Annotated in this window: 16 protein-coding genes; 9 read left to right on the plus strand and 7 right to left on the minus strand. The window is 54.5% G+C overall.

Translation table 11 applies throughout. The features are described from left to right. Positions 1-45 precede the first annotated feature (45 nt). The 3 genes from AACZ64_RS08750 to AACZ64_RS08760 all read left to right on the plus strand — a co-directional run bounded on the left by AACZ64_RS08750 (position 46) and on the right by AACZ64_RS08760 (position 4,164). Positions 46-1,911 (plus strand): hypothetical protein, encoded by a 1,866-nt coding sequence (locus AACZ64_RS08750; protein ID WP_339639890.1) that lies wholly within the window; start codon positions 46-48, stop codon positions 1,909-1,911. Between the two features lie 18 nt (positions 1,912-1,929). Continuing rightward, entirely contained in the window at positions 1,930-3,582 is a 1,653-nt protein-coding gene (locus AACZ64_RS08755) for a PAS-domain containing protein (RefSeq protein ID WP_339639891.1), read from the plus strand. Between the two features lie 96 nt (positions 3,583-3,678). Next, a complete protein-coding gene (locus tag AACZ64_RS08760) occupies positions 3,679-4,164 on the plus strand; it encodes a YajQ family cyclic di-GMP-binding protein (protein ID WP_272981501.1) in 486 nt (161 codons plus the stop codon). 55 nt (positions 4,165-4,219) lie between these two features. On the opposite strand, the gene AACZ64_RS08765 is transcribed toward AACZ64_RS08760, so the two are convergent. Continuing rightward, the gene (locus AACZ64_RS08765) at positions 4,220-4,882 is read right to left on the minus strand and encodes a response regulator transcription factor (RefSeq protein WP_272981502.1); all 663 of its coding nucleotides are present in this window, start codon (positions 4,880-4,882) and stop codon (positions 4,220-4,222) included. A 211-nt stretch (positions 4,883-5,093) separates the two neighbouring features. Between AACZ64_RS08765 and AACZ64_RS08770 the strand changes: the two genes are divergently transcribed. The 3 genes from AACZ64_RS08770 to AACZ64_RS08780 all read left to right on the plus strand — a co-directional run bounded on the left by AACZ64_RS08770 (position 5,094) and on the right by AACZ64_RS08780 (position 8,523). Continuing rightward, complete coding sequence (locus AACZ64_RS08770) at positions 5,094-6,413, plus strand: DcaP family trimeric outer membrane transporter (protein WP_339639892.1); 1,320 nt, start codon at positions 5,094-5,096, stop codon at positions 6,411-6,413. A gap of 120 nt (positions 6,414-6,533) precedes the next feature. Next, the gene (locus AACZ64_RS08775; RefSeq protein ID WP_272981504.1) at positions 6,534-6,806 is read left to right on the plus strand and encodes a DUF4212 domain-containing protein; all 273 of its coding nucleotides are present in this window, start codon (positions 6,534-6,536) and stop codon (positions 6,804-6,806) included. 10 nt (positions 6,807-6,816) lie between these two features. Further along, positions 6,817-8,523: a sodium:solute symporter family protein gene (locus AACZ64_RS08780; RefSeq protein WP_339639893.1), complete on the plus strand. Its 1,707-nt coding sequence runs from the start codon at positions 6,817-6,819 to the stop codon at positions 8,521-8,523. A 108-nt stretch (positions 8,524-8,631) separates the two neighbouring features. Here AACZ64_RS08780 and AACZ64_RS08785 read toward each other — a convergent pair whose 3' ends face one another. Beyond that, a complete protein-coding gene (locus AACZ64_RS08785; RefSeq protein WP_272981029.1) occupies positions 8,632-10,080 on the minus strand; it encodes a mechanosensitive ion channel in 1,449 nt (482 codons plus the stop codon). Positions 10,081-10,245: 165 nt separating this feature from the next. After that, positions 10,246-10,659, minus strand: a complete 414-nt coding sequence (gene arfB / locus AACZ64_RS08790; protein WP_293614923.1) for an alternative ribosome rescue aminoacyl-tRNA hydrolase ArfB — start codon at positions 10,657-10,659, stop codon at positions 10,246-10,248. 174 nt (positions 10,660-10,833) lie between these two features. On the opposite strand from arfB, the gene AACZ64_RS08795 reads away from it, so the two are divergent. The 3 genes from AACZ64_RS08795 to AACZ64_RS08805 all read left to right on the plus strand — a co-directional run bounded on the left by AACZ64_RS08795 (position 10,834) and on the right by AACZ64_RS08805 (position 13,696). Beyond that, positions 10,834-11,208 (plus strand): hypothetical protein, encoded by a 375-nt coding sequence (locus AACZ64_RS08795; protein ID WP_293614922.1) that lies wholly within the window; start codon positions 10,834-10,836, stop codon positions 11,206-11,208. Positions 11,209-11,271: 63 nt separating this feature from the next. After that, positions 11,272-12,996: a copper resistance system multicopper oxidase gene (locus AACZ64_RS08800; protein ID WP_293614921.1), complete on the plus strand. Its 1,725-nt coding sequence runs from the start codon at positions 11,272-11,274 to the stop codon at positions 12,994-12,996. Between the two features lie 37 nt (positions 12,997-13,033). After that, positions 13,034-13,696 (plus strand): copper resistance protein B, encoded by a 663-nt coding sequence (locus AACZ64_RS08805; RefSeq protein WP_293614920.1) that lies wholly within the window; start codon positions 13,034-13,036, stop codon positions 13,694-13,696. A gap of 20 nt (positions 13,697-13,716) precedes the next feature. On the opposite strand, the gene AACZ64_RS08810 is transcribed toward AACZ64_RS08805, so the two are convergent. The 4 genes from AACZ64_RS08810 to AACZ64_RS08825 all read right to left on the minus strand — a co-directional run bounded on the left by AACZ64_RS08810 (position 13,717) and on the right by AACZ64_RS08825 (position 20,361). Next, a complete protein-coding gene (locus tag AACZ64_RS08810) occupies positions 13,717-16,032 on the minus strand; it encodes a heavy metal translocating P-type ATPase (RefSeq protein ID WP_293614972.1) in 2,316 nt (771 codons plus the stop codon). Next, positions 16,025-16,483 carry an ATPase gene (locus AACZ64_RS08815; protein ID WP_293614919.1) on the minus strand — a complete coding sequence of 153 codons (459 nt, stop codon included), beginning with the start codon at positions 16,481-16,483 and terminating at the stop codon, positions 16,025-16,027. Before AACZ64_RS08815 ends, AACZ64_RS08810 begins: the two co-directional genes overlap by 8 nt. Before the next feature lie 176 nt (positions 16,484-16,659). Continuing rightward, positions 16,660-19,047 carry a phosphoketolase family protein gene (locus AACZ64_RS08820; protein WP_293614918.1) on the minus strand — a complete coding sequence of 796 codons (2,388 nt, stop codon included), beginning with the start codon at positions 19,045-19,047 and terminating at the stop codon, positions 16,660-16,662. A 120-nt stretch (positions 19,048-19,167) separates the two neighbouring features. Beyond that, entirely contained in the window at positions 19,168-20,361 is a 1,194-nt protein-coding gene (locus tag AACZ64_RS08825) for an acetate/propionate family kinase (RefSeq protein WP_293614917.1), read from the minus strand. Positions 20,362-20,396 lie beyond the last annotated feature (35 nt).

Consider the following 20,396-nt stretch of genomic DNA (forward strand, 5'->3'; position numbering starts at 1 on the left):
GTTTCAAAAGACAGCATGTTTCTGCTGCCTGGATGATCGCCAACAATGACCGAACCGGACATCATGATTTCGCAACCCACTTTGCTATTGGTAGCCCTTGGCTGTGTCTCGCTTCTGGTGCTGGTGGCACTCTGGTCAGAGCGTCACCCTGGTTGGCACAATCGCCTGCATCCGTATATCTATAGTCTGACGCTGGCGGTTTACTGCACTTCGTGGACATTTTTTGGTGCAGTGGGCACAGCGGCCCACCAGACTTGGGCCTATTTGCCCATCTATCTCGGACCCATGCTGGTGTTTGTTCTCGGCATGCCCATCCTGCGCAAACTGGTCAAGGCGGGGTCCAGGCAGAAAACGACTTCTCTGGCGGATTTTATCGGTGCCCGCTACGGTAAACGGCAGCTTCTGGCGGCACTGGTTACACTGGTGGCTGTGGCTGGCTCGATGCCTTACATTTCCCTGCAGCTGCATGCTGTATCCATTGCCTGGGATACATTGGCAGGGCCCATTGCGACCGGAACAATGGGTGTCTATCAACCAGATAACGCGTTCATTACGGCCTGTTTGCTGGCGGTTTTTGCCATGGTATTCGGCACCCGGCACATCGAGGGACGAGAACGCAATCGCGGTATGATGTCAGCCCTGGCACTGGAATCCATCATCAAATTGCTGGCGTTAATTGCGCTGGCCGTGTTCGCCTTGATGATGGCTACTGCAGTTGATGGCGATTCCGCCGTCAGCGGCGAGCCATGGCTTCAGCCCTGGCTGGTCAATCCTCTGGATATGCAGTTTGTCACCATGACGCTGTTATCCATGCTGGCGATTATCTGCCTGCCGCGGCAGTTTCATGTGACGGTGGTGGAGTTTCAGAATGAGCGGGATCTGCACATGGCCCACTGGCTGTTTCCGCTCTATCTGTTGGCGATTGTTGCTGTGGTGTTGCCTATCACACTGGTGGCCCAGCAATTGCTCGGGGATAGCGGTGTCTCTCCCGATACCTATGTCCTGAAGCTGGCCATGGCGAGTCACTCGGACCTGTTGGTCATTCTGGTATTCGCCGGCGGGTTTTCAGCGGCGACCGGGATGGTGATTGTGGCAACGGTGACGTTGTCCATCATGGTTTCCAACGAGATTATCCTGCCGCTGCTGTTGCGCTGGCGCAAACAGCACTTTCGTCAGGCAGGATTCCTGGGACAATATCTGCGCTGGATTCGCCGCGGTTGTATCCTCACGGTCCTGCTGGGTTCCTGGCTGATGTACCGTTTGATGGGGGCAGATAAGGAGCTGGCTTCAATCGGCCTGGTTTCCTTTGCCTGTTTTGCCCAGTTGGCCCCGGCACTGCTGGGCGCTATTTACTGGCGTCGGGGGCATGCCAAGGGAGTTTACGCGGGATTGGCTGTCGGCTTTCTGTTCTGGTGGTACTGCCTGTTGGTGCCGATGATTCTGGGGCCGCAACATCCGGTGATGTCGGTCGGCCCATTGGGACTGTCCTGGTTGCGGCCCGAATCCCTGTTCGGTACCGGTTTTCTCGATCCGTTGAGTCATGGTGTGTGGTGGAGTCTGTGCAGTAATCTGCTGATCTATATCTCGGTGTCACTGTTTGTCAAACCGGCTGAGCGGGATACCTTCCAGGCGAATGTGTTTCTCGACGTGCCACAGCCACAATTATACGGTGATGACGACTTTGAATTATCCCCTGTTCGCGTAGTGCAATTGCGGCAATTACTACAGTCTTTCATCAGCCGTTCGCAGCATGAAGAGCTGTGGCGCAGTTGCGAGGCCCGTTTCCATCAGCGCCTGCTGGACAACGACAGAGCGCCGCTTTTTGCGGTCAGGCGGGTTGAAAAAGCGCTGTCTGCTATCGTGGGGAGTGCGTCGGCACAGAGCATTATTGGTCTGCTACAACGTACATAGCCCCTCCAGTTCAGTGATGTGGCGGCGATTGTCGGTGGCACGTCCGAACAGCTTCAGTTTAATCGGGACTTGCTGCAAACCACCGTAGAAACGATTACCCAGGGTGTGTGCGTAGTGGATGCGGATCTGAAGGTGGTGGCATGGAACCGACGCTACGAGCAGATCTTTGATTATCCCCCACGATTGCTCTATGTGGGCTGTCCGATCAGGTCAATATATGAATTTAATGCCAGACGGGGACTATATCGGGATGCCGACACACTGGAACGGCAGGTGGAACGCCGTCTTGACCTGCTGAGAAGTGGAAATTCGCACCGTTTTGAGCGGACTTTGCCCAATGGCACGACCATTCAGGTGGTTGGCAACCCTATGCCCAATGGTGGATTTGCCTCTACTTACATCGATATTAGTGATTATAAAAATGTGGTGGTTGCGCTGGAGGAGGCCAAGGCCACCCTGGAGCATCGCGTTGAGCAGCGCACCGCGGATCTGTCTGCATTGAATCATGCGTTGGGGGAAGAAAACCGGTTGCGGGCGCTGGCGGAGGCAGAGGTTCGCGAGATGCATAACAGTAAAAGCCGTTTCATGCAGGCCGCGAGCCATGACCTGCTGCAGCCAATCAGTGCCGCCAAACTCTTCGTTTCGTCAACCCGACTGCAGCTGATGAATACCGATAACCAGCCGCTTCTGGAGCAGATGAACCATATCCAGAAATCCCTGGATACGGCCGAAAAACTGATTGCCACCCTGCGGGAAATAGCCGGTCTTGAGGGTGGCAAGTTGCAGCCGGCAATAAAAGCTTTTTGTATCGGTGAACTGCTCACTGATCTGGCCGCCGAGTTTGGTGTGCTGGCAGTTGAGAAGGGCATTGCCCTGCATTTTGTGACCTCCCGGGTCATGGTGGAAAGCGACCCCCATCTGCTGCGCCGGATTCTGCAGAACTTTATGAGTAATGCGGTTCATTACACCCGGCGTGGACGTTTGTTGCTCGGCTGCCGCCGGACTGCGCGGGGTTTACGCGTAGAAGTCTGGGATACAGGGCCGGGTATTGCCCCGGGCGCCATCGATCGTATTTTTCGTGAGTTTGAACGGCTTAGCCCTGGTGCGACCAGTGTCGACAAAGGGCTGGGGCTGGGCCTGACCATCGCCAAAGGTATGGCGGATTTAATGGGGCATGAAATCGGTGTGAGGTCCAGTCCCGGTGAGGGTTCTGTCTTCAGTATTGTGGTGCCTTACGGAAAAACGGGTCGCCCAATACTGCCAACAGTGTCGGTATCCATGCTGCAACCGGCGCTGCATGGCGTCCGTGTCCTCTGCATTGATAACGAAGAGGAAATTCTCAGGGGGATGGAGAGTCTGCTGGGTCAGTGGGGTTGTCATGTCCTGTCGGCGAGAGGGCCCGGCGAGCTGTCCCCACTCCTGGGTGAGCTTCCCCCGGCGATTTTACTGGTGGACTATCATCTGGATGAAAACCTTACCGGAATTGAACTGGTCAGGCAGTTGCCTGCCTCCTGGCAGGCAGCCCCCTGTATCATTATCAGTGCTGACGATTCCGATGACCTCAAACATCGGGCAGCACTGGCCGATTATACACTGATAGCAAAGCCGGTATCCGCTGATCAACTGGCGGCACTGATGACGTCACTCCTGGAGCAGTCCGGACTCGACTGAATGTAGAAGTTACCTTGCAGAGTGGTCAGGCTACTTTTCTCGAGCGGTCAGTGCCGCTAGACTGGTCGCCCGAAATATCAGCCAACAGGATCTATTATGCCGACCTTCGATATAGTCTCAGAAGTGGATCAGGTGGAAATTCGTCACGCCACTGAAAACACGCAACGGGAGTTGGCCACTCGCTTTGATTTTCGTGGGGTTGAGGCCAATGTGACGCTAAAGGATGAGGTGGTTACACTGACCGCCGAATCAGATTTCCAGTGCCGACAACTGCTGGACATGCTGAGCAAGAATCTGGTGAAACGCAATGTGGATCCCTATGTTATTGATGTGGAAGAGGAAACTGTCCACAGCGGCAAAACGTTTTCACTGCAGGTGCGTTTCAAACAGGGCATCGATCAGCCAATGGCGAAGAAAATTATCAAGTTGGTGAAAGAGGCCAAAATAAAAGTACAGACAGCGATTCAGGGTGAGAAATTGCGTGTTACCGGTAAAAAACGTGATGACCTGCAGCAAGCCATTGCCCTGATCAAAGGGGCAGATCTTGGCCAGCCTTTCCAGTTTGAAAATTTCAGAGACTGAGGCTTAGTACGTCGCTCCAGTGTCGCAGGGATTTAAGATACCACACGAAAGCTGACTAGTTTTCCTCTGACCCCGTTGATTCTTCCAGGTTGAGCTTGCCAATGGCCAGCACAGCCTGGGTTCTCGAACGCACGCCCAGCTTCCTGAAAATAGCAGTCATATGTGCCTTGATGGTCGCTTCCGTGACATCCAGTTCATAGGCAATCTGCTTGTTCAGCAGACCCTCGGCCAGCATAGTCAGTACAAGGTATTGCTGGGGCGTCAGCGAGGCGATCCCTGCCATCAATTGTTGTTCACTCTGGTTCAGGGTCAAACCTCTCGATCCCGTATGAGCAGGCGGTAGCCAGATATCACCCTGCAGGACAGTCTGAATCGCTTCCAGAATGGTCGTGACGCTGGATGATTTAGGCAGAAATCCCCTGGCGCCAAATTCCAAAGCACGCTGGATGATGTCTGTCTTTTCATTGGCAGACACCACCAGTACCGGCATCTTGCCACAATGCCCCTGCACATAGGCCAGGGCACTGAATCCGTGGGCGCCGGGCATGTGTAGATCCAGTAATACCAAATCCGTATCGGGGTGATCGCTCAACTTGATTTGCAGGCTCGCCATATCCTGTGCTTCGACGACTTCCTGTTCGCCACCCATAGTTTGCAGCACCTGGGCAATGGCATTTCTGAAGAGTGGGTGGTCATCGGCAACAATAAATTTCGACATTATTTTTATGCTTCAGCAGGTATTTCTTTTTGATGGTAATGCGCGTGCTGTTTAGTGGCAAGATTTTCATTTTTCACAAAAAAACCTTTTATCCCGGCTATTTTGTTAGACATTGGTCTTAAATTTCCTGCCGAATCGACCTTGGTCGGATACCCAAACAAGTTCCTCGGCGTTACATCTGTCGCCGTTACAGGATTTTTGGGAGAAGGTGATGGTTAACAGAAAAAAAATGGCCACGGTTTCAGGTGTCATTTTGCCGATGCTGGCTTTTTCGGGGCAGCTCTGGGCAAATGCCACCAATGAGGAGCTGGCGGCCAGGGTGGAGCAACTGGAGACCCTGGTGACGCGACTGCAGCAGCTGGTTGTGGAGCAGGGTGAGCAGCAGCAGGAAATGGCCACGACGGTCAGTAAGAAAGTCGATGCGCCGTTGTCCGGCACCAAATTCAGTTACGGCGGTTATGTGAAGTTCGATGCCATGAGCAGCAGTTTCTCCGACGGGGAGCGTGCTACGGCATCTATCGGTGACGATATTCTGGTGCCGTCGACCATCCCGGTGGATGGCAAAAGTGGTGCCAGCCGTTTCGACAGTTCGGCAAAGACCTCGAGGTTCTGGTTTAAAACCATAACGCCCACCGATATGGGGGATGTGCGAACCCATATCGAAATGGATTTGCTGACATTCGATGGTGACGAGCGGATCACCAATGCCAATCATTCCAGAATTCGGCACGCCTATCTGGCCTGGGATTACCACGATAACGCATCACTGTTGTTTGGCCAGACCTGGAGTACGTTCATGAATGTGAATGTACTGCCGGAAACGGTCGACTTCATTGGCCCCACCTCCGGGGGCATCTTCAACCGGCAGGCTCAGGCCCGCTGGAGTTACCGGTTTGAAAAGGGTGGTGCCGTCCATGTGGCGCTGGAAAATCCCTCCAGTGGTGCGATCGATGGTGGTGGTGGTATTGAAAGCAGCAATTTCGATGACAACAGTCTGCCGGATCTGGCGCTGCGTTATGACGGCAAAGCGGGTGATCTCAGCTACAGCCTCGCTGCCATTGGCCGGCAGATCAGTTATGACACTGGGACACAGGATGAGGATGCCTATGGTCTTGGTCTGAGCCTGTCGGGCAAATACCAGTTCAGTAATGGGGACGATTTGAAGGTTCAGCTCAATCACGGTCACCTCGGCCGCTATATTGCCCTGCAGGCATTTCGCGATGCCGCTGTTGAGGCCGATGGTGATCTGGATCTACTGGATGTTACCGGTGGTTTTATTGCTTACCGCCACTTCTGGTCACCCAGATGGCGCACCACGCTCTCCTATGCCATGACAAGGGCAGATAACGCCGGTGATGTGGCCACTACTAATACCGAAGAGGTCAGCAACTACGGACTTAACCTGTTCTATTCCCCTACCGACAAACTGTCGTTCGGGATGGAGTACATCAGGGCGAAACGGGAACTGGAAAACGGCAGTGATGGCGATCTGAAGCGCCTGCAGTTTACCGGCAAGTACGTGTTTGAGTAGGCCGATAACGGGAGGTTTTTTGTCGGCTTAGACCAAGGTTGCAGAGACACAGGGACACGACGGGATTAACTTGGCAGTGTCCGCTATTAAAAGATAAACAACGGGAGTGGAGAAAAATTTATGAGCTTCGAAACTAATGAACATGCACAAGCATACTGGAAGGAGAACCTGCGGTTGCTGATCACGCTGCTGGTGATCTGGTTCACCGTTTCATTCGGGTTTGGCATTCTGTTGGTCGAGCAGCTGAATAACATCCAGTTATTCGGTTTCAAGCTTGGTTTCTGGTTTGCCCAGCAGGGTTCCATCTATGTATTTGTGGTGCTGATCTTCGTTTATGTGTTGAAGATGCGGGCACTGGATCGCAAGTACAACGTTCAAGAAGACGAAGAGTAGGGGCATGGGTATGGGTATTCAAACCTGGACATTTTTACTGGTGGGTCTCAGTTTCGCGTTGTATATCGGTATTGCGATCTGGGCCAGGGCGGGCTCCACCAAGGAGTTTTATGTTGCCGGTGGCGGGGTTCCTCCGGTGGCCAATGGTATGGCCACGGCAGCGGACTGGATGTCTGCTGCATCCTTTATCTCCATGGCGGGGCTGATCTCGTTTATCGGGTATGACGGAAGTGTCTATCTGATGGGTTGGACAGGAGGCTACGTGCTGCTGGCGCTTTGCCTGGCTCCCTACCTGAGAAAATTCGGCAAATTTACCGTGCCGGATTTTATCGGTGATCGTTATTACTCCCAGACCGCCAGAACGGTGGCTGTCATCTGTGCCATTTTTGTTTCGTTCACCTATGTGGCGGGGCAAATGCGCGGTGTCGGTGTGGTCTTCTCGCGCTTTCTCGAAGTGGATATCGTTACCGGTGTCCTACTGGGGATGTGCGTGGTCTTTTTTTACGCCGTGCTCGGTGGCATGAAAGGTATTACCTATACCCAGGTAGCCCAGTACTGTGTGCTGATTTTTGCCTACCTGGTCCCGGCAATTTTTATCTCCGTGATGATGACGGGAAACCCTGTGCCCCAGTTGGGTTTTGGCGGCACGCTTGCCGACGGGTCGGGTGTCTATCTGATGGACAAACTGAATGGCCTGTCGACGGAGCTCGGCTTCAATGAGTACACCTCGGGGACCAAGAGCACGATTGATGTGTTCTTTATTACCTTTGCCCTGATGGTGGGTACCGCCGGTCTGCCGCATGTCATCGTGCGTTTCTTCACGGTGCCGAAAGTCTCGGATGCCCGTCTTTCCGCGGGTTGGGCGCTGGTCTTCATCGCTATCCTGTACACCACCGCACCGGCGATCGCCTCTTTCGCACGCGTCAACATGATCGAGACCATTAACGGTCCGGAAGGTCAGGGTGTCGCCTATGAGCAGGCCCCCGGGTGGATCAAAAACTGGGAGCAAACCGGGCTGATTGGCTGGGAAGACAAAAACGACGACGGACGGATGTTCTATGCCGGTGATGAGCGCAACGAAATGGCGATTGACCGCGATATTATCGTCATGGCCAATCCCGAAATCGCCAAACTGCCCGCCTGGGTGATCGCACTGGTGGCAGCGGGTGGTGTGGCTGCGGCCCTGTCGACCTCTGCGGGTTTGCTACTGGTGATTTCCACCTCCATATCCCACGACCTGCTGAAAAGAAACCTGATGCCCAACATCACTGACAAGCAGGAACTGCTCTATGCCCGGATTGCTGCCGCCTGTGGTATAGCCGTGGCCGCCTACCTGGGTATCAATCCGCCGGGCTTTGTGGCGGAGGTGGTGGCATTTGCCTTCGGCCTTGCCGCATCCAGTTTCTTCCCGGCCATTATTCTGGGTATTTTCTACAAGAAAATGAACAAGGAGGGGGCCATCGCCGGCATGCTGACAGGCATTACGTTTACGGCTGCTTATATTGTTTACTTTAAGTTCATTAATCCGGCAGCGAATACCCCGGACAACTGGTGGTTGGGAGTGTCCCCGGAAGGCATCGGTACGTTGGGCATGATCTTCAACTTTGTGGTGGCCTTTATCGCATTGAAGTTGACCAGAGAAGCGCCGGACCACATCAAGGAACTGGTGGAAAGCCTGCGTTATCCCAAGGGCGCCGGGCAGGCACAGGATCACTAGATATTATTTTCCCCTTTGGGCCGCTCTATGAGCGGCCTTTTTTATCTTATCGTCCAAAAAAAAACCACCGGGTTGTCCCGGTGGGTAATTGCAGAACTGGTCAGACCGTTATTTCTTGACGCGATCCAGCAGTGACTGAACTTCTCTGCCAGCGATCTCCTTACTGCCCAGGCCAATCGCAATGGCTGCGCCGACAGCAACCGCACCAAGCATCAGGCCAAAGGCAATATTGATGATGTCCTGCGCAAGGCCGATCTGACGCAGCGCCATGGCAATGGTCAGAAACATGATGGCAAGGCTGGCAAGGTTGCCTGCTGCAGAGGGCATTCCCGCCTCGATAATCAACAGCCGTACTTTTCTGGCAATGAAAATACCGATAGCCAGAATCAGTGCACCCAACAGTACCTGAACGGCGAAACTGATCATGACGGTCACAATCTGGCTGAGGGGTTCAAAGCTCAGTAACTCAGTGGCACCCAGAATCGCGAACAGGATAATACCCAGCAGCACCAGGCTGCCTGCATACTGACTCGGGGTACGCTCCAGTCCCATCTTGAAGCCGAGCTTTTCAATTAATTGATTGAACCCGGCTGCTGTCAGTAGATCCGTCACCAGACTGGCAATCAGCTTGCCCACATAGTAAGAGATGGCGAGCACCAGCACGGCCGCAAGGATGCCAGGCACGGCAGCAAAAATCATATCAATCATGTTTTGCGCGGGCGTGGAAATAGCTGCGATCTTCAGGGCTTCCAGCGATTGCACAATCACCAGCAGCAAAATGAAAGTGTAAATCAGTGTGCCAACCAGTGTGGAACATTTCTGCTGAATACCGGACTTCTCGCTTAGTCGGTCGATGCCAGAGGCGGCCAGCAGGCTACTGACAATCTGTCTTACCAGCTTGGCTACGAAATAACCAATGGCGAAGATCAGCAGTGCCGAGAGGATATTGGGCAGGTAGCTGAACAGCTTGTCGAACATGCTTTGCAGAGGGGCGACCAGACTTTCCATCTGCAAGGCGCTCAGCACCATTGGCAGGAAGAGCAGAAATACCAGCCAGTAACCGGCGGTAGCCAGAGATTGACTCACGGTTACCTTGTCTTCCTCATCGTGCTCAAGCTTGTTGAGGCGCTCGTCCAGTTTGCCCAGTGTGGCGCCTTTCTCAATGGCTTTTTTCACGAGCGCTGCCAGGACCCAGGCGAGCAGCAGCAGACCGAGTGCTGCAGCAAATTTTGGTAGGTAGGTAAAAATCTCGGTCAGCAACACATTTAATGGCTGCGTCACTGATTGAAGATCGAGCTTTTCAAAGAAGGAGATAAAGCCAAAGATCATGATGATCCAGAAGGCCGTCGTGGAGATGACTTTCTCCACGGGGAAGTCATCATTTAGCCCGACCGTGCGGGTGAACCGGTTATCCAGATCGGTTTTCAGCAGCAGCCGATGTGACAAGCTTTTGACAATCCGTGCTGCGATATAAAAAACGAGCAGGTATAAAACGGCCACCAGGAAGAGCAAAACAGGGCCTTCGTACTGGTTCCAGAAGCTGGTAATTTCACTCATAGCGGGATCCTTCTGTTTTTCTATTGAAAGACAAGCATAGGAGTCCTGACCATGAATGTCCAAAAACGGGCCCTCGGAGAGATCAGGTTTTTTGAGCAGGGTGGCAGGTATTTTTGAATGGGAGGAGGTCGGGACAACGGTATAAATTAAATAATCTGATTTTTTCTAATCGATGACTTTGCCGCGCAGGGCCTTCGTCTTGCCGCGCTGGGTTTTGTTGTCCACTCGCCGGGTTTTGGAGGCTTTTGTCGCCCGGGTGGGTATGCGTGTTTTCTTGACTGCAGTGGCGGAAAGAATAACGTCTTTCAAGCGTTCCAGGGCATCCAGCCGGTTTTTTTCCTGGGTACGGAATTGCTGAGCCTTGATCACAATCACGCCCTCTTTATTAATCCGGCGGTCCCTCGTGACCAGCAGCTGTTGCTTGTAGTCATCGGGCAGGGACGATGCGTTGATGTCGAAACGCAGGTGTATCGCCGAAGAGACCTTGTTGACGTTCTGTCCACCGGCTCCCTGGGAGCGAATGGCCGTCAGTTCAATTTCTTCGTCGGGAATGGCAATTTTTTTCGTGATGTCCAGCAACGTCCAATACTCCAATGTTTGTTTCAGGTTGAATTATAGGGAAGCAATAGTCGTCAGTAAGTATGTAGGCGAGGAGTTACCGGCGATTACAGATGCCATAACAGCCAATGGCTCAGCATCATCCCCCTAGCCGCCCCCCTTGATAAAAGCCAGGCAGCAAGCCATAGTATTCCCATGTCTGTCACCAAAACACACTGGGCTCTCTGGGTCATCACCGCCTTTCTTTTGTCGGTGCTGGTGAATACCGCTCACGCCAGTATGGACAGTCGTCATGACCTGTCGCAAAGGGCGGAGTTATCCCATAGTACAGAAATGCCCTGCGAGTCTGAATCCGCGCATCCTGCCGGGATGCAGCACGCAAACGGTAATAACCACAGCTGCATGTCTGATATCTGCCATTGCGTGACCCAGGGTTGCCATTTGACGCCGATAGGCATTAATCCCCTGACCGCCTGGTTGTCTTTACCTCATCATCCCGCCCAGACACCGCTTCGGCAGAACCTGCTGAATGCTGGTCCCCATCGACTTGATCGCCCTCCCCGAAGCTGATTGTCCGCTGTTAAAAACACCTCCCCGAGGTACTGCAGGACAATTCATCTGAGGATTGAACAAATGTCATTATTTTCAAGGCTGTTGACGGCTTTCTGGATGTTCATGATCGCCATCAATGCCGTCGCCAATATCACTGAGTATCACCTGGAAATTGACCGACAGACAGTCAATATCACAGGCAAGCCGTTACAGCGTATTACTGTTAACGGCAGCATTCCCGGGCCTGTGCTGGAATTCACTGAAGGTGGTACAGCCGTGATTCATGTTACCAATAAAATGAAGGTGCCGAGCTCGGTCCACTGGCACGGATTGCTGCTACCGCCGGCAATGGATGGTGTGCCGGGCTTCAGCGGTTATCCCGGTATTGCACCGGGGGAAACTTTTACCTATCGATTTGAGCTTCGGCAAAACGGTACATACTGGTATCACGCCCACAGTGGCACCCAGGAACAGGATGGCCACTACGGTGCCCTGATTGTACATCCCGACGACCACAATCTGATTCAGGCGGATCGGGATTATGTGGTGTTGCTGTCTGATTTCAGTGAAGAAGCCAGTTCGCAGATCATGGCGAATTTGAAGAAAGATCCACACTATTACAACTACTCCCAGCGCACCATCGGTGATTTTCTGGATGATGTGCGCAACCGCGGTCTGGCCGACGCCTGGCAATGGGCTGCCGATTGGGGTGAGATGCGGATGTCGCCCACCGATATCGCGGATGTCAGTGGCTATACCTTTCTCATCAATGGCCAGACACCGGCGCAAAACTGGACCGGTTTATTCAATCCCGGCGAAACTGTCCGGCTGCGTTTTATCAATGCCTCGGCCATGTCCATGTATGACGTCCGCATCCCCGGCCTGACAATGGATGTGGTGCAGGCAGATGGCCAATATGTTGAGCCTGTCACCGTAGATGAATTTCGCTTTGCCGTGGCGGAGACCTATGACGTGCTTGTCAGACCGACCACCGACACCGCCTTTACCATTGCCGCAGAAGCCATTGATCGCACCGGTTTTGCCATGGGCACCCTGGCTCCCCGCAACGGGATGCGAGGTCCAGAACCGGAATCCCGTCCGCGTGCATTGTTGACTATGGGGGACATGGGTATGGGACACGGTGAGGCGCATGATGCAGATGGAACCGGCAAGGTTGCCATGACAGACCATGCTGATCACGGTATGGCGCAGCAGGAAAATACAGTTTCGGCGGGCAGTGGCTGGTCCGATGCCGGTACTCCGCCAGGCCATAAGGCCCTGAGTTATGCCGATCTGAGGTCTTTGCAACAGCAGACGGATACCCGTCCACCGGAGCGGGAGATTGTGGTCAGTCTGGGCGGTTCCATGACGCGCTTCATCTGGACCATCAATGGTCACAAGTTTGGTGACGAAGGTTTCAAACCCCTGCAACTGCGTTATGGTGAGCGCGTCAAACTGACGTTTGAAAACACCTCCATGATGGCCCATCCCATGCATCTCCATGGCATGTTTGTCCAGCTGGATAACGGTCAGCCCGCCGAGCGATTGCCCAATAAACATACCGTGAATGTGCCACCGGGAAAATCCTATTCCGTATTGCTGACAGCAGACGAGCCCGGCGAATGGGCCTTCCATTGTCACCTGCTGTTCCATATGGCCGCTGGCATGATGACCAAACTGGTGGTGGCGGAATACGATGCGGAGGCTGGACAGAAAGCCGCTACCTTATCCGATACGGGCCAGGAATCCCCTCCATCCGGGGACCATGAAGTTAGTCAGCATGGAGGCAAGCATCATGGGCATTAGGCAACGGTGTTGTTCTGCGTTAGTGGGTATGCTGCTGATGCCAGCAGCTGTGTGGGCCGATTATGCACATCATCCAAGTCCGGTATTTCACGCTTTTTGGCTCGAGGCACAGCACGGTGGTGGTAGTGAAAATAGTGTTACCGATGTTGAACTGGATGGCTGGATCGGTGGCGACAGGCACAAACTGTGGCTAAAAACGGATATCAAACAGCACAAGGGCACTCTGCAAGAGAGTGAGTTCTGGGCGATGTACAGCCGCAATGTCAGCGAATTCTGGGACTTTCAGACCGGCATTCGCCTGGATACCCAGCCCGATTCCACGGGGTACTTCACCCTAGGGGTCAGTGGCCTGGCACCTTACTTCCTGAAAACTCAGGCCCACCTGTTTGTCAGCGACTACGGCCATATCACGGCCCGGTTGAAACAGAGCACCCATCTGCTGGTGACGCAACGGGTGGGTATTGAGCCCTACTACCGGCTGGAAATGGCCGCTCAGCGGGTGGCGCGACAGTCACTGGGTCAGGGCCTGACCAATGGACGACTGGGTGTGCGTTTGAATTACGAAATTACCCGGGAATGGTCGCCCTATGTGGATTTCCGCTACGACTGGAAATTCGGCGGCACGTCCTCTATCGCTAACAATAACGATGAGCGCCGGGATCATTTTACCCTGTCACTGGGTGTGGCCTTGATGTTCTAGCCCGTGAATAAAATGCCCTGTCAGCTGAGCTTGACGGCTCTCAGGCGCAGGGCATTGCCAATCACGCTGACTGATGACAGGGACATCGCCGCTGCGGCAATGATCGGTGATAACAGCAATCCGGTGAACGGGTAGAGGATGCCCGCGGCAATTGGCACTCCGGCGGCGTTATAGGCAAAGGCAAAAAACAGGTTCTGGCGGATGTTGCGCATGGTGGCGCGAGACAGCCTGCAGGCATCGACAATACCCATCAGATCACCTCTCAGCAGCGTTACCCCAGCGCTTTCGATGGCGACATCGGTGCCGGTGCCCATCGCGATTCCCACATCAGCGCTGGCCAGAGCCGGTGCATCGTTCACGCCATCACCGACCATGACCACAATGCGCTTCTGGTCCTGCAGGCGGCGTACAGCGAGGCTTTTATCCTCGGGTAGAACCTCGGCTTCTACCTCATCGATATTCAATTGGCGGGCGATGGCCTCCGCTGATGTGCGGCTGTCACCCGTCAGCATGACCACGCGAAGGCCGTCATGTTGTAAGGCACGAATGGCGGCTGCAGTGGTTTCCTTGATGGGATCTGCTATCGCAAACAAGCCTGCATATTGACCATTGACGGCGATAAAAATGACGGTGGCGCCGTCATGGCGAAGTGCCTCGGCACTGTCGGCGCAGGCTGACAGATCGATAGCTTCGCCTTCCATCAACAGACGATTGCCCAGGACAATCTGTGTGCCCTCAATCCTGCCGGTGACACCCTTGCCATTGAGGGCCTGAAAATCCTCGGGTTCGGACAGGGTCAATTCCAGCTCACCGGCTTTTGTCAGCATAGCCTCCGCCAGGGGGTGTTCGCTTGATCGCTCCAGGCTGGCACCAAGTCGCAGTAAGGTATCTCGATCAAAGCCCGAAGCAGGATGGATGCCGGTTACCTGAGGTCTGCCTTCCGTCAGCGTGCCGGTTTTGTCGATCACCACGGTATCCACTTTTTCCAGTCGTTCCAGTGCTTCGGCATTGCGAATCAGGACGCCGGCCTGTGCCCCGCGCCCGACTCCCACCATGATTGACATCGGTGTGGCCAACCCCAATGCGCAGGGGCAGGCAATAATCAGAACACTGACGGCTGCGATGAGGGCAAATGCCATCGGCGGGGTGGGGCCCCATATCGACCAGACAATAAACGCGATGAGGGCAACGAGGATTACGACCGGTACAAAAATCCCGGCAACCTTGTCTGCCAGACCCTGAATGGGCGCGCGCGTACGCTGGGCACTGGCCACCATCTGGACAATCTGTGACAGCATAGTGTCCCGACCGATTTTATCAGCACGCATGATGAATGAACCCTGGCCGTTGATACTGCCGCCAACAACCGTGTCACCCGACTGTTTTTTGGCGGCCAGGGGTTCGCCGGTCACCATCGATTCATCGATATTGGAGCGGCCCTCTAGCACCTCACCATCCAGCGGCACTTTGTCGCCGGGGCGAACTCTGAGACGGTCTCCCACCTTTACCTGTTCGAGCGGGATAGTCGCCTCATTGCCTTGGTCATCCAGCCGTCGCGCTGTGGTTGGCGCCAGATTCAATAGGGCACGAATGGCCCCGGAGGTTTTTTCCCGGGCACGCAATTCGAGTACCTGGCCCAGCAACACCAGTACGATAATCACGGCAGCGGCCTCAAAATAGACGGCAACTGAACCATCCTGTTGGCGGAACGCCGTAGGAAAGAGATCTGGTGCCAGTGTGGCAAACAGGCTGTATAGCCAGGCAGCTCCGGTGCCGATGGCAATCAGGGTAAACATGTTCAGGTTGCGACGTAAAATGGAATTCCAGCCACGCTGGAAGAATGGCCATCCCGCCCACAGCACCACAGGAGTAGCGAGTAGCAATTGCACCCAGTTGGAAACCTGTGGTGATATCAGACTGTCGGTGTGGAAGAAGTGGCTGCTCATTTCGAGGATAAAGACCGGTAGCGCCAACATCAACCCAAGCCAGAAGCGCCGGTTCATATCGAGTAGTTCTGCCGAGGGTTCACTGTCGGCGGTGATTTCTTCCGGCTCTAGCGCCATCCCGCAGATCGGGCAATCGCCGGGTCCCTGCTGTTGAATCTCAGGGTGCATGGGGCAGGTAAAGAGTGCCCCGGGCAGGGTCTTTTGTTCTGTGGGCGAGCCGTCCAGATACTGTGTGGGATCGTTCTCGAACTTTTCCCGGCAGCGGGCGGCACAGAAATACCAGGTTTTACCCGCATGTTGGGAAAAATGCCTGGCTTCCCGTGGGTTGACGGTCATGCCACAGACGGGATCTTTTGTTTCTGCTTCAGTGGTTTCGGTTATATCAGAGATCGCTCATTCTCCCTGTCTGGGTAGCCAGCCGCATCACTTCGTGTTCCTCCATTTCGAGTAACGATTCCAGCAGGCCTCTGGCTTCGGGAATTTCCGCTTTACTGGATAGTGTCCGGTAAAGCTCAATCATCTGCTCGTGCAGGCTAAAAACCTCCTGACAAATGTCATCAAAACCCAGCTTACCAAAAGGGATTTCGCAAGGTTGGGAGATCTTGATTGGTTGGTGTGACAAATAGTCGTAAACATAGGTCCGCATGGCTTTCTGATCTGCCTGCTGCTCAAATTGAGCGACCATTCTCTCCATCTCTGCTTCGTGATTCGACAGATAGGCAAGTAATAATTTGGCACGTTCTTCCTGATTCTCGCCGATACCCTTATCGAGACAATGTGCCAAATGCGCATGCAGTTGGCGGGTCCAGTCGATCAGTTCGGCAAAGGTTTTGATGTCCATCCTCACTCCTATTATTTTATTGTTCAGTCTCAACGATTATTTTCAGTGGTTAAAGCAATACTTTTATACAGTGCTAAACGACTCCCTGCCAACCCAGCGTTTACTCTACAAACTGGGATCGACATGCGGTGATGACTTCGCCAGGTGTAAACAGGTCGTTACGACGTTGTTTCAGCTCACGTCCATCGCCAGTTGAGCACCTCCGGCATATCCTGCCCGTATTCATTGATGTAAGCCTTGTGCTCGGTCAACTTGGTATGGAGTTGTCGCTTTAATTCGCTACCCTGTTGGCCGGTCTGGGGCAGGTAATCAATGACATCTATTGCCAGATGGAAGCGGTCCATCCTGTTTCGAACCGTCATGTCAAAGGGTGTGGTGGTGGAGCCTTCCTCCTGAAATCCCCGAACATAGAGGTTCTGGTGATTATGGCGCCGATAGGTGAGCCGGTGAATCAGCAGTGGGTAGCCGTGGTAGGCAAAAATAACTGGTTTGTCCGCCGTAAACAGGGCATCGAAGTTGGCATCGCTTAAACCGTGGGGATGTTTGCTGTCCGGTAACAGGCGCATTAGATCTACCACATTGACGACCCGGATTTTCACTGCCGGCAATGATTCACGCAGGATTGATACCGCTGCCAGTGTCTCCAGGGTAGGAACATCGCCGCAGCAGGCCATCACGACATCCGGTTCTTCTTCCCCCTCACTGCCAGCCCAGGACCAGATGCCAATACCGGCGGAACAGTGTTTGACTGCCTGATCCATGGTCAGCCATTGGGGTGCAGACTGCTTGCCGGCCACGATGACATTAACGTAGTTGCGGCTGCGCAGGCAGTGATCGGTCACCGACAGCAGGGTATTGGCATCCGGCGGCAGATAGACGCGGATGATTTTGGCCTGCTTATTGGCAACCACGTCAATAAACCCCGGATCCTGATGACTGAAACCATTGTGGTCCTGACGCCAGACATGGGATGAGAGCAGGTAATTGAGGGACGCTATCGGTGGTCGCCAGGCGATATCGCCAGCCACATCCAGCCATTTGGCATGCTGGTTGAACATGGAGTCGACAATGTGAATAAATGCCTCATAGCAGGAAAAAAAGCCGTGGCGCCCGGTCAGCAGATAGCCTTCCAGCCAACCTTCACACTGGTGCTCGCTGAGCATTTCCATGATTCGGCCATCGGCTGCCACATGCTCGTCACCGGGCAGAATTTCTGCTGTGGAACATCGGTTGGTCACCTCGAATACCGCATTCCAGCGGTTTGAATTGGTTTCATCCGGGCTGAATACCCGAAAGTTTTCCGGGTTGTGGGTGATGACATCGCGAATAAACTGTCCCTGCACCCGAGTGGATTCACAGTCCACTCCACCGGGTGTTTCCACCGCGACGGCATAGTCTCTGAAATCCGGCAGGATCAGATCCTTCAGCAGCAGGCCACCATTGCTGTGTGGGTTGGCACCCATACGGCGTTCACCCTTGGGTGCCAGTGCCGCCAAGTCATCGATGAGTTTGCCCTGTTGGTCAAACAGTTCCTCGGGTCGGTAACTCCGCAACCAGTTTTCCAGTATTTCGAGGTGCCCGGGATGACGCATATCTCCCATGGGTACCTGGTGGGCGCGGAAGGTGCCCTCGGCAGGTTTGTCATCGACAGTTTCTGGACCCGTCCAGCCTTTTGGGGAGCGAAGAATGATCATTGGCCAGCGGGGGCGCACTTTAAAGCCGTTGCTGCGGGCTTCAGCCTGAATCCGGTTGATCTCGGCGATGGCACTGTCGAGTGTTGCCGCCATCTGTTGATGCATCGCCTCCGGGGCGTTACCTTCCACAAAGTAGGGTTTGTAACCGTAGCCTGTAAACAATGCTTCCAGCTCATCGTGGGGAATTCTGGCCAGTACGGTAGGCCCGGCAATCTTATAACCGTTCAGGTGCAGGATGGGCAGAACTGCGCCGTCGTGCACGGGATTCAGAAATTTGTTGGAGTGCCAGCTGGTAGCCAGGGGGCCGGTTTCTGCTTCGCCATCGCCCACCACGCAGGCCACGATCAGATCCGGATTGTCAAACGCAGCGCCGAATGCGTGGGAGAGCGCATAGCCAAGCTCGCCGCCCTCATGGATTGAGCCGGGGGTTTCCGGCGCCACATGACTGGGAATCCCACCGGGGAATGAGAACTGCTTGAACAGCCGTTTCATCCCGATTTCATCCGGGGAGACCTCCGGGTAAGTTTCACTGTAAGTGCCTTCCAGCCAGGTATTGGCCACAATGCCCGGTCCGCCGTGGCCTGGGCCGGTAATGTAGAGGATGTTGAGATCCAGCGCTTTGATGATCCGGTTGAGATGTACGTAAATAAAATTCAGTCCGGGTGTCGTGCCCCAGTGGCCGAGTAGTCGGGGCTTGATATGTGCCTGTTCCAGCGGTTCTCTGAGCAGCGGATTATCCAGCAGGTAGATCTGTCCCACTGACAGATAATTGGCTGCACGCCAGTAGGCATCGATTTTGTGCAGATGTTCCGCTGTCAGTGGCTGGTGATTCCACACCTTGCCACTGTCCGCTGAATGTCGGTGTTGCATAGAATGTTCCCTTGCCTGGTGAGAGTATTCATCATAGTCAAAAAAGCCGGTCGTCAGCCACTGTTGGCTGTGGGGTATGAACGATCCTGACTGAGTACCACTCGGCCGGGCCGTAGGTCGTCAGGGCGGTAGTTGCAGGAGGCGGTGGACAGATCTGGCGATAATCAGCGCTTCATCGGTAGCAATCACGCGCACAGTGACCGCGCTGGTTCCGGTTGAGATCACCGCAGCATTGTCGGCATTGGCCTGGGGGGCCAGAGTAATGCCGAGATAGCCGAGTCCCTCGCAGATACGTGCGCGGATAGCCGGAGCGTTCTCGCCGATACCACCGCTGAAAACCAGTGTGTCGAGTCCCCCGAGAGCAGCGGTATAGCCGCCTAGCCATTTTTTGGTCTGGTAGCAGAACAGTGCCAGCGCCTCCCGGGCCCGGTTGTCGGTGTCTTCCCTGGCCAGCAGTTCCCGCACATCAGCGCTGGTTTCGGAAATGCCCAGCAGGCCGGATTCACGACTGGCAAGCTGTTGGAATTCTGTCGCAGTGATATTCTCCCGTTGCTCAAGATAGCTGGCCACGCCGGGTTCCAGATCCCCCGAACGGCTGCTCATGGGCAACCCGGAGGTCGGCGTGAATCCCATGCTGGTATCAATGCTTTTGCCATTGCGGACAGCGGCGAGGCTGGCGCCATTGCCGAGGTGGGCAAGAATCACCCGGCCTGCTGTTGCCGCTGGGTCGCCGAGGCTGACCAGTTCTTCCATCAGGTAGTTATAGGACAGGCCGTGAAAACCATAGCGTCGCACGCCCAACGCCTCGAAGCGGCGAGGAATGGGCAGCAGTTGTGCCACCCGAGGCATGCTGGTGTGGAACGCTGTATCGAAGCAGGCCACCTGTGGCAGGGAGGGAAAACGTTCCTGCAAAGCCTCGATCAACGCCAGCTCGCGGGGCAGATGTTCTGGTGCGAAGTGACTGATGCCTGCCAGTTCGGCCAGCAGTGCCGGGGTAATTCGCTCCGGCTCGGTATGAGACAGGCCGTGGACCAGTCGATGACCGATCGCCCGAGTCGATGAAACGACTCCCGATGATTCCAGCCAGTCGACAAAAAACGCGGCCATTGCCGCGGGATCCGCGGGCATATCGATGGTGCTGTCGACGGTCTCGCCCGAATTGGCCTCGACGATCAGTCGGGTTCCGGGGATGCCGATTCGTTCAACCCGGCCATGCAGTATCTGTTGCAACGGCTCCCCAACCCGGTATTGGGCAAAGCGGATACTGGAAGAGCCTGCATTAATGATCAGTATGGTCGGCTTGATTGCATCCAAAAAGCTATCTCCCGGTGTTGAATCTGAGGGTTGTG

The organism is uncultured Porticoccus sp., assembly GCF_963975625.1.
Classification (GTDB): Bacteria; Pseudomonadota; Gammaproteobacteria; order Pseudomonadales; family Porticoccaceae; genus Porticoccus.

Bases quoted from the DNA above. Each gene is read 5' to 3' on its own strand.
- AACZ64_RS08820 (WP_293614918.1), bottom strand. From the start codon at position 19,047: ATGCAACACCGACATTCAGCGGACAGTGGCAAGGTGTGGAATCACCAG.
- AACZ64_RS08815 (WP_293614919.1), bottom strand. From the start codon at position 16,483: ATGGACATCAAAACCTTTGCCGAACTGATCGACTGGACCCGCCAACTG.
- AACZ64_RS08805 (WP_293614920.1), top strand. From the start codon at position 13,034: ATGCCAGCAGCTGTGTGGGCCGATTATGCACATCATCCAAGTCCGGTA.
- AACZ64_RS08780 (WP_339639893.1), top strand. From the start codon at position 6,817: ATGGGTATTCAAACCTGGACATTTTTACTGGTGGGTCTCAGTTTCGCG.
- AACZ64_RS08760 (WP_272981501.1), top strand. From the start codon at position 3,679: ATGCCGACCTTCGATATAGTCTCAGAAGTGGATCAGGTGGAAATTCGT.
- AACZ64_RS08770 (WP_339639892.1), top strand. From the start codon at position 5,094: ATGGTTAACAGAAAAAAAATGGCCACGGTTTCAGGTGTCATTTTGCCG.
- AACZ64_RS08800 (WP_293614921.1), top strand. From the start codon at position 11,272: ATGTCATTATTTTCAAGGCTGTTGACGGCTTTCTGGATGTTCATGATC.
- AACZ64_RS08785 (WP_272981029.1), bottom strand. From the start codon at position 10,080: ATGAGTGAAATTACCAGCTTCTGGAACCAGTACGAAGGCCCTGTTTTG.
- AACZ64_RS08750 (WP_339639890.1), top strand. From the start codon at position 46: ATGACCGAACCGGACATCATGATTTCGCAACCCACTTTGCTATTGGTA.
- AACZ64_RS08795 (WP_293614922.1), top strand. From the start codon at position 10,834: ATGTCTGTCACCAAAACACACTGGGCTCTCTGGGTCATCACCGCCTTT.
- AACZ64_RS08775 (WP_272981504.1), top strand. From the start codon at position 6,534: ATGAGCTTCGAAACTAATGAACATGCACAAGCATACTGGAAGGAGAAC.
- AACZ64_RS08765 (WP_272981502.1), bottom strand. From the start codon at position 4,882: ATGTCGAAATTTATTGTTGCCGATGACCACCCACTCTTCAGAAATGCC.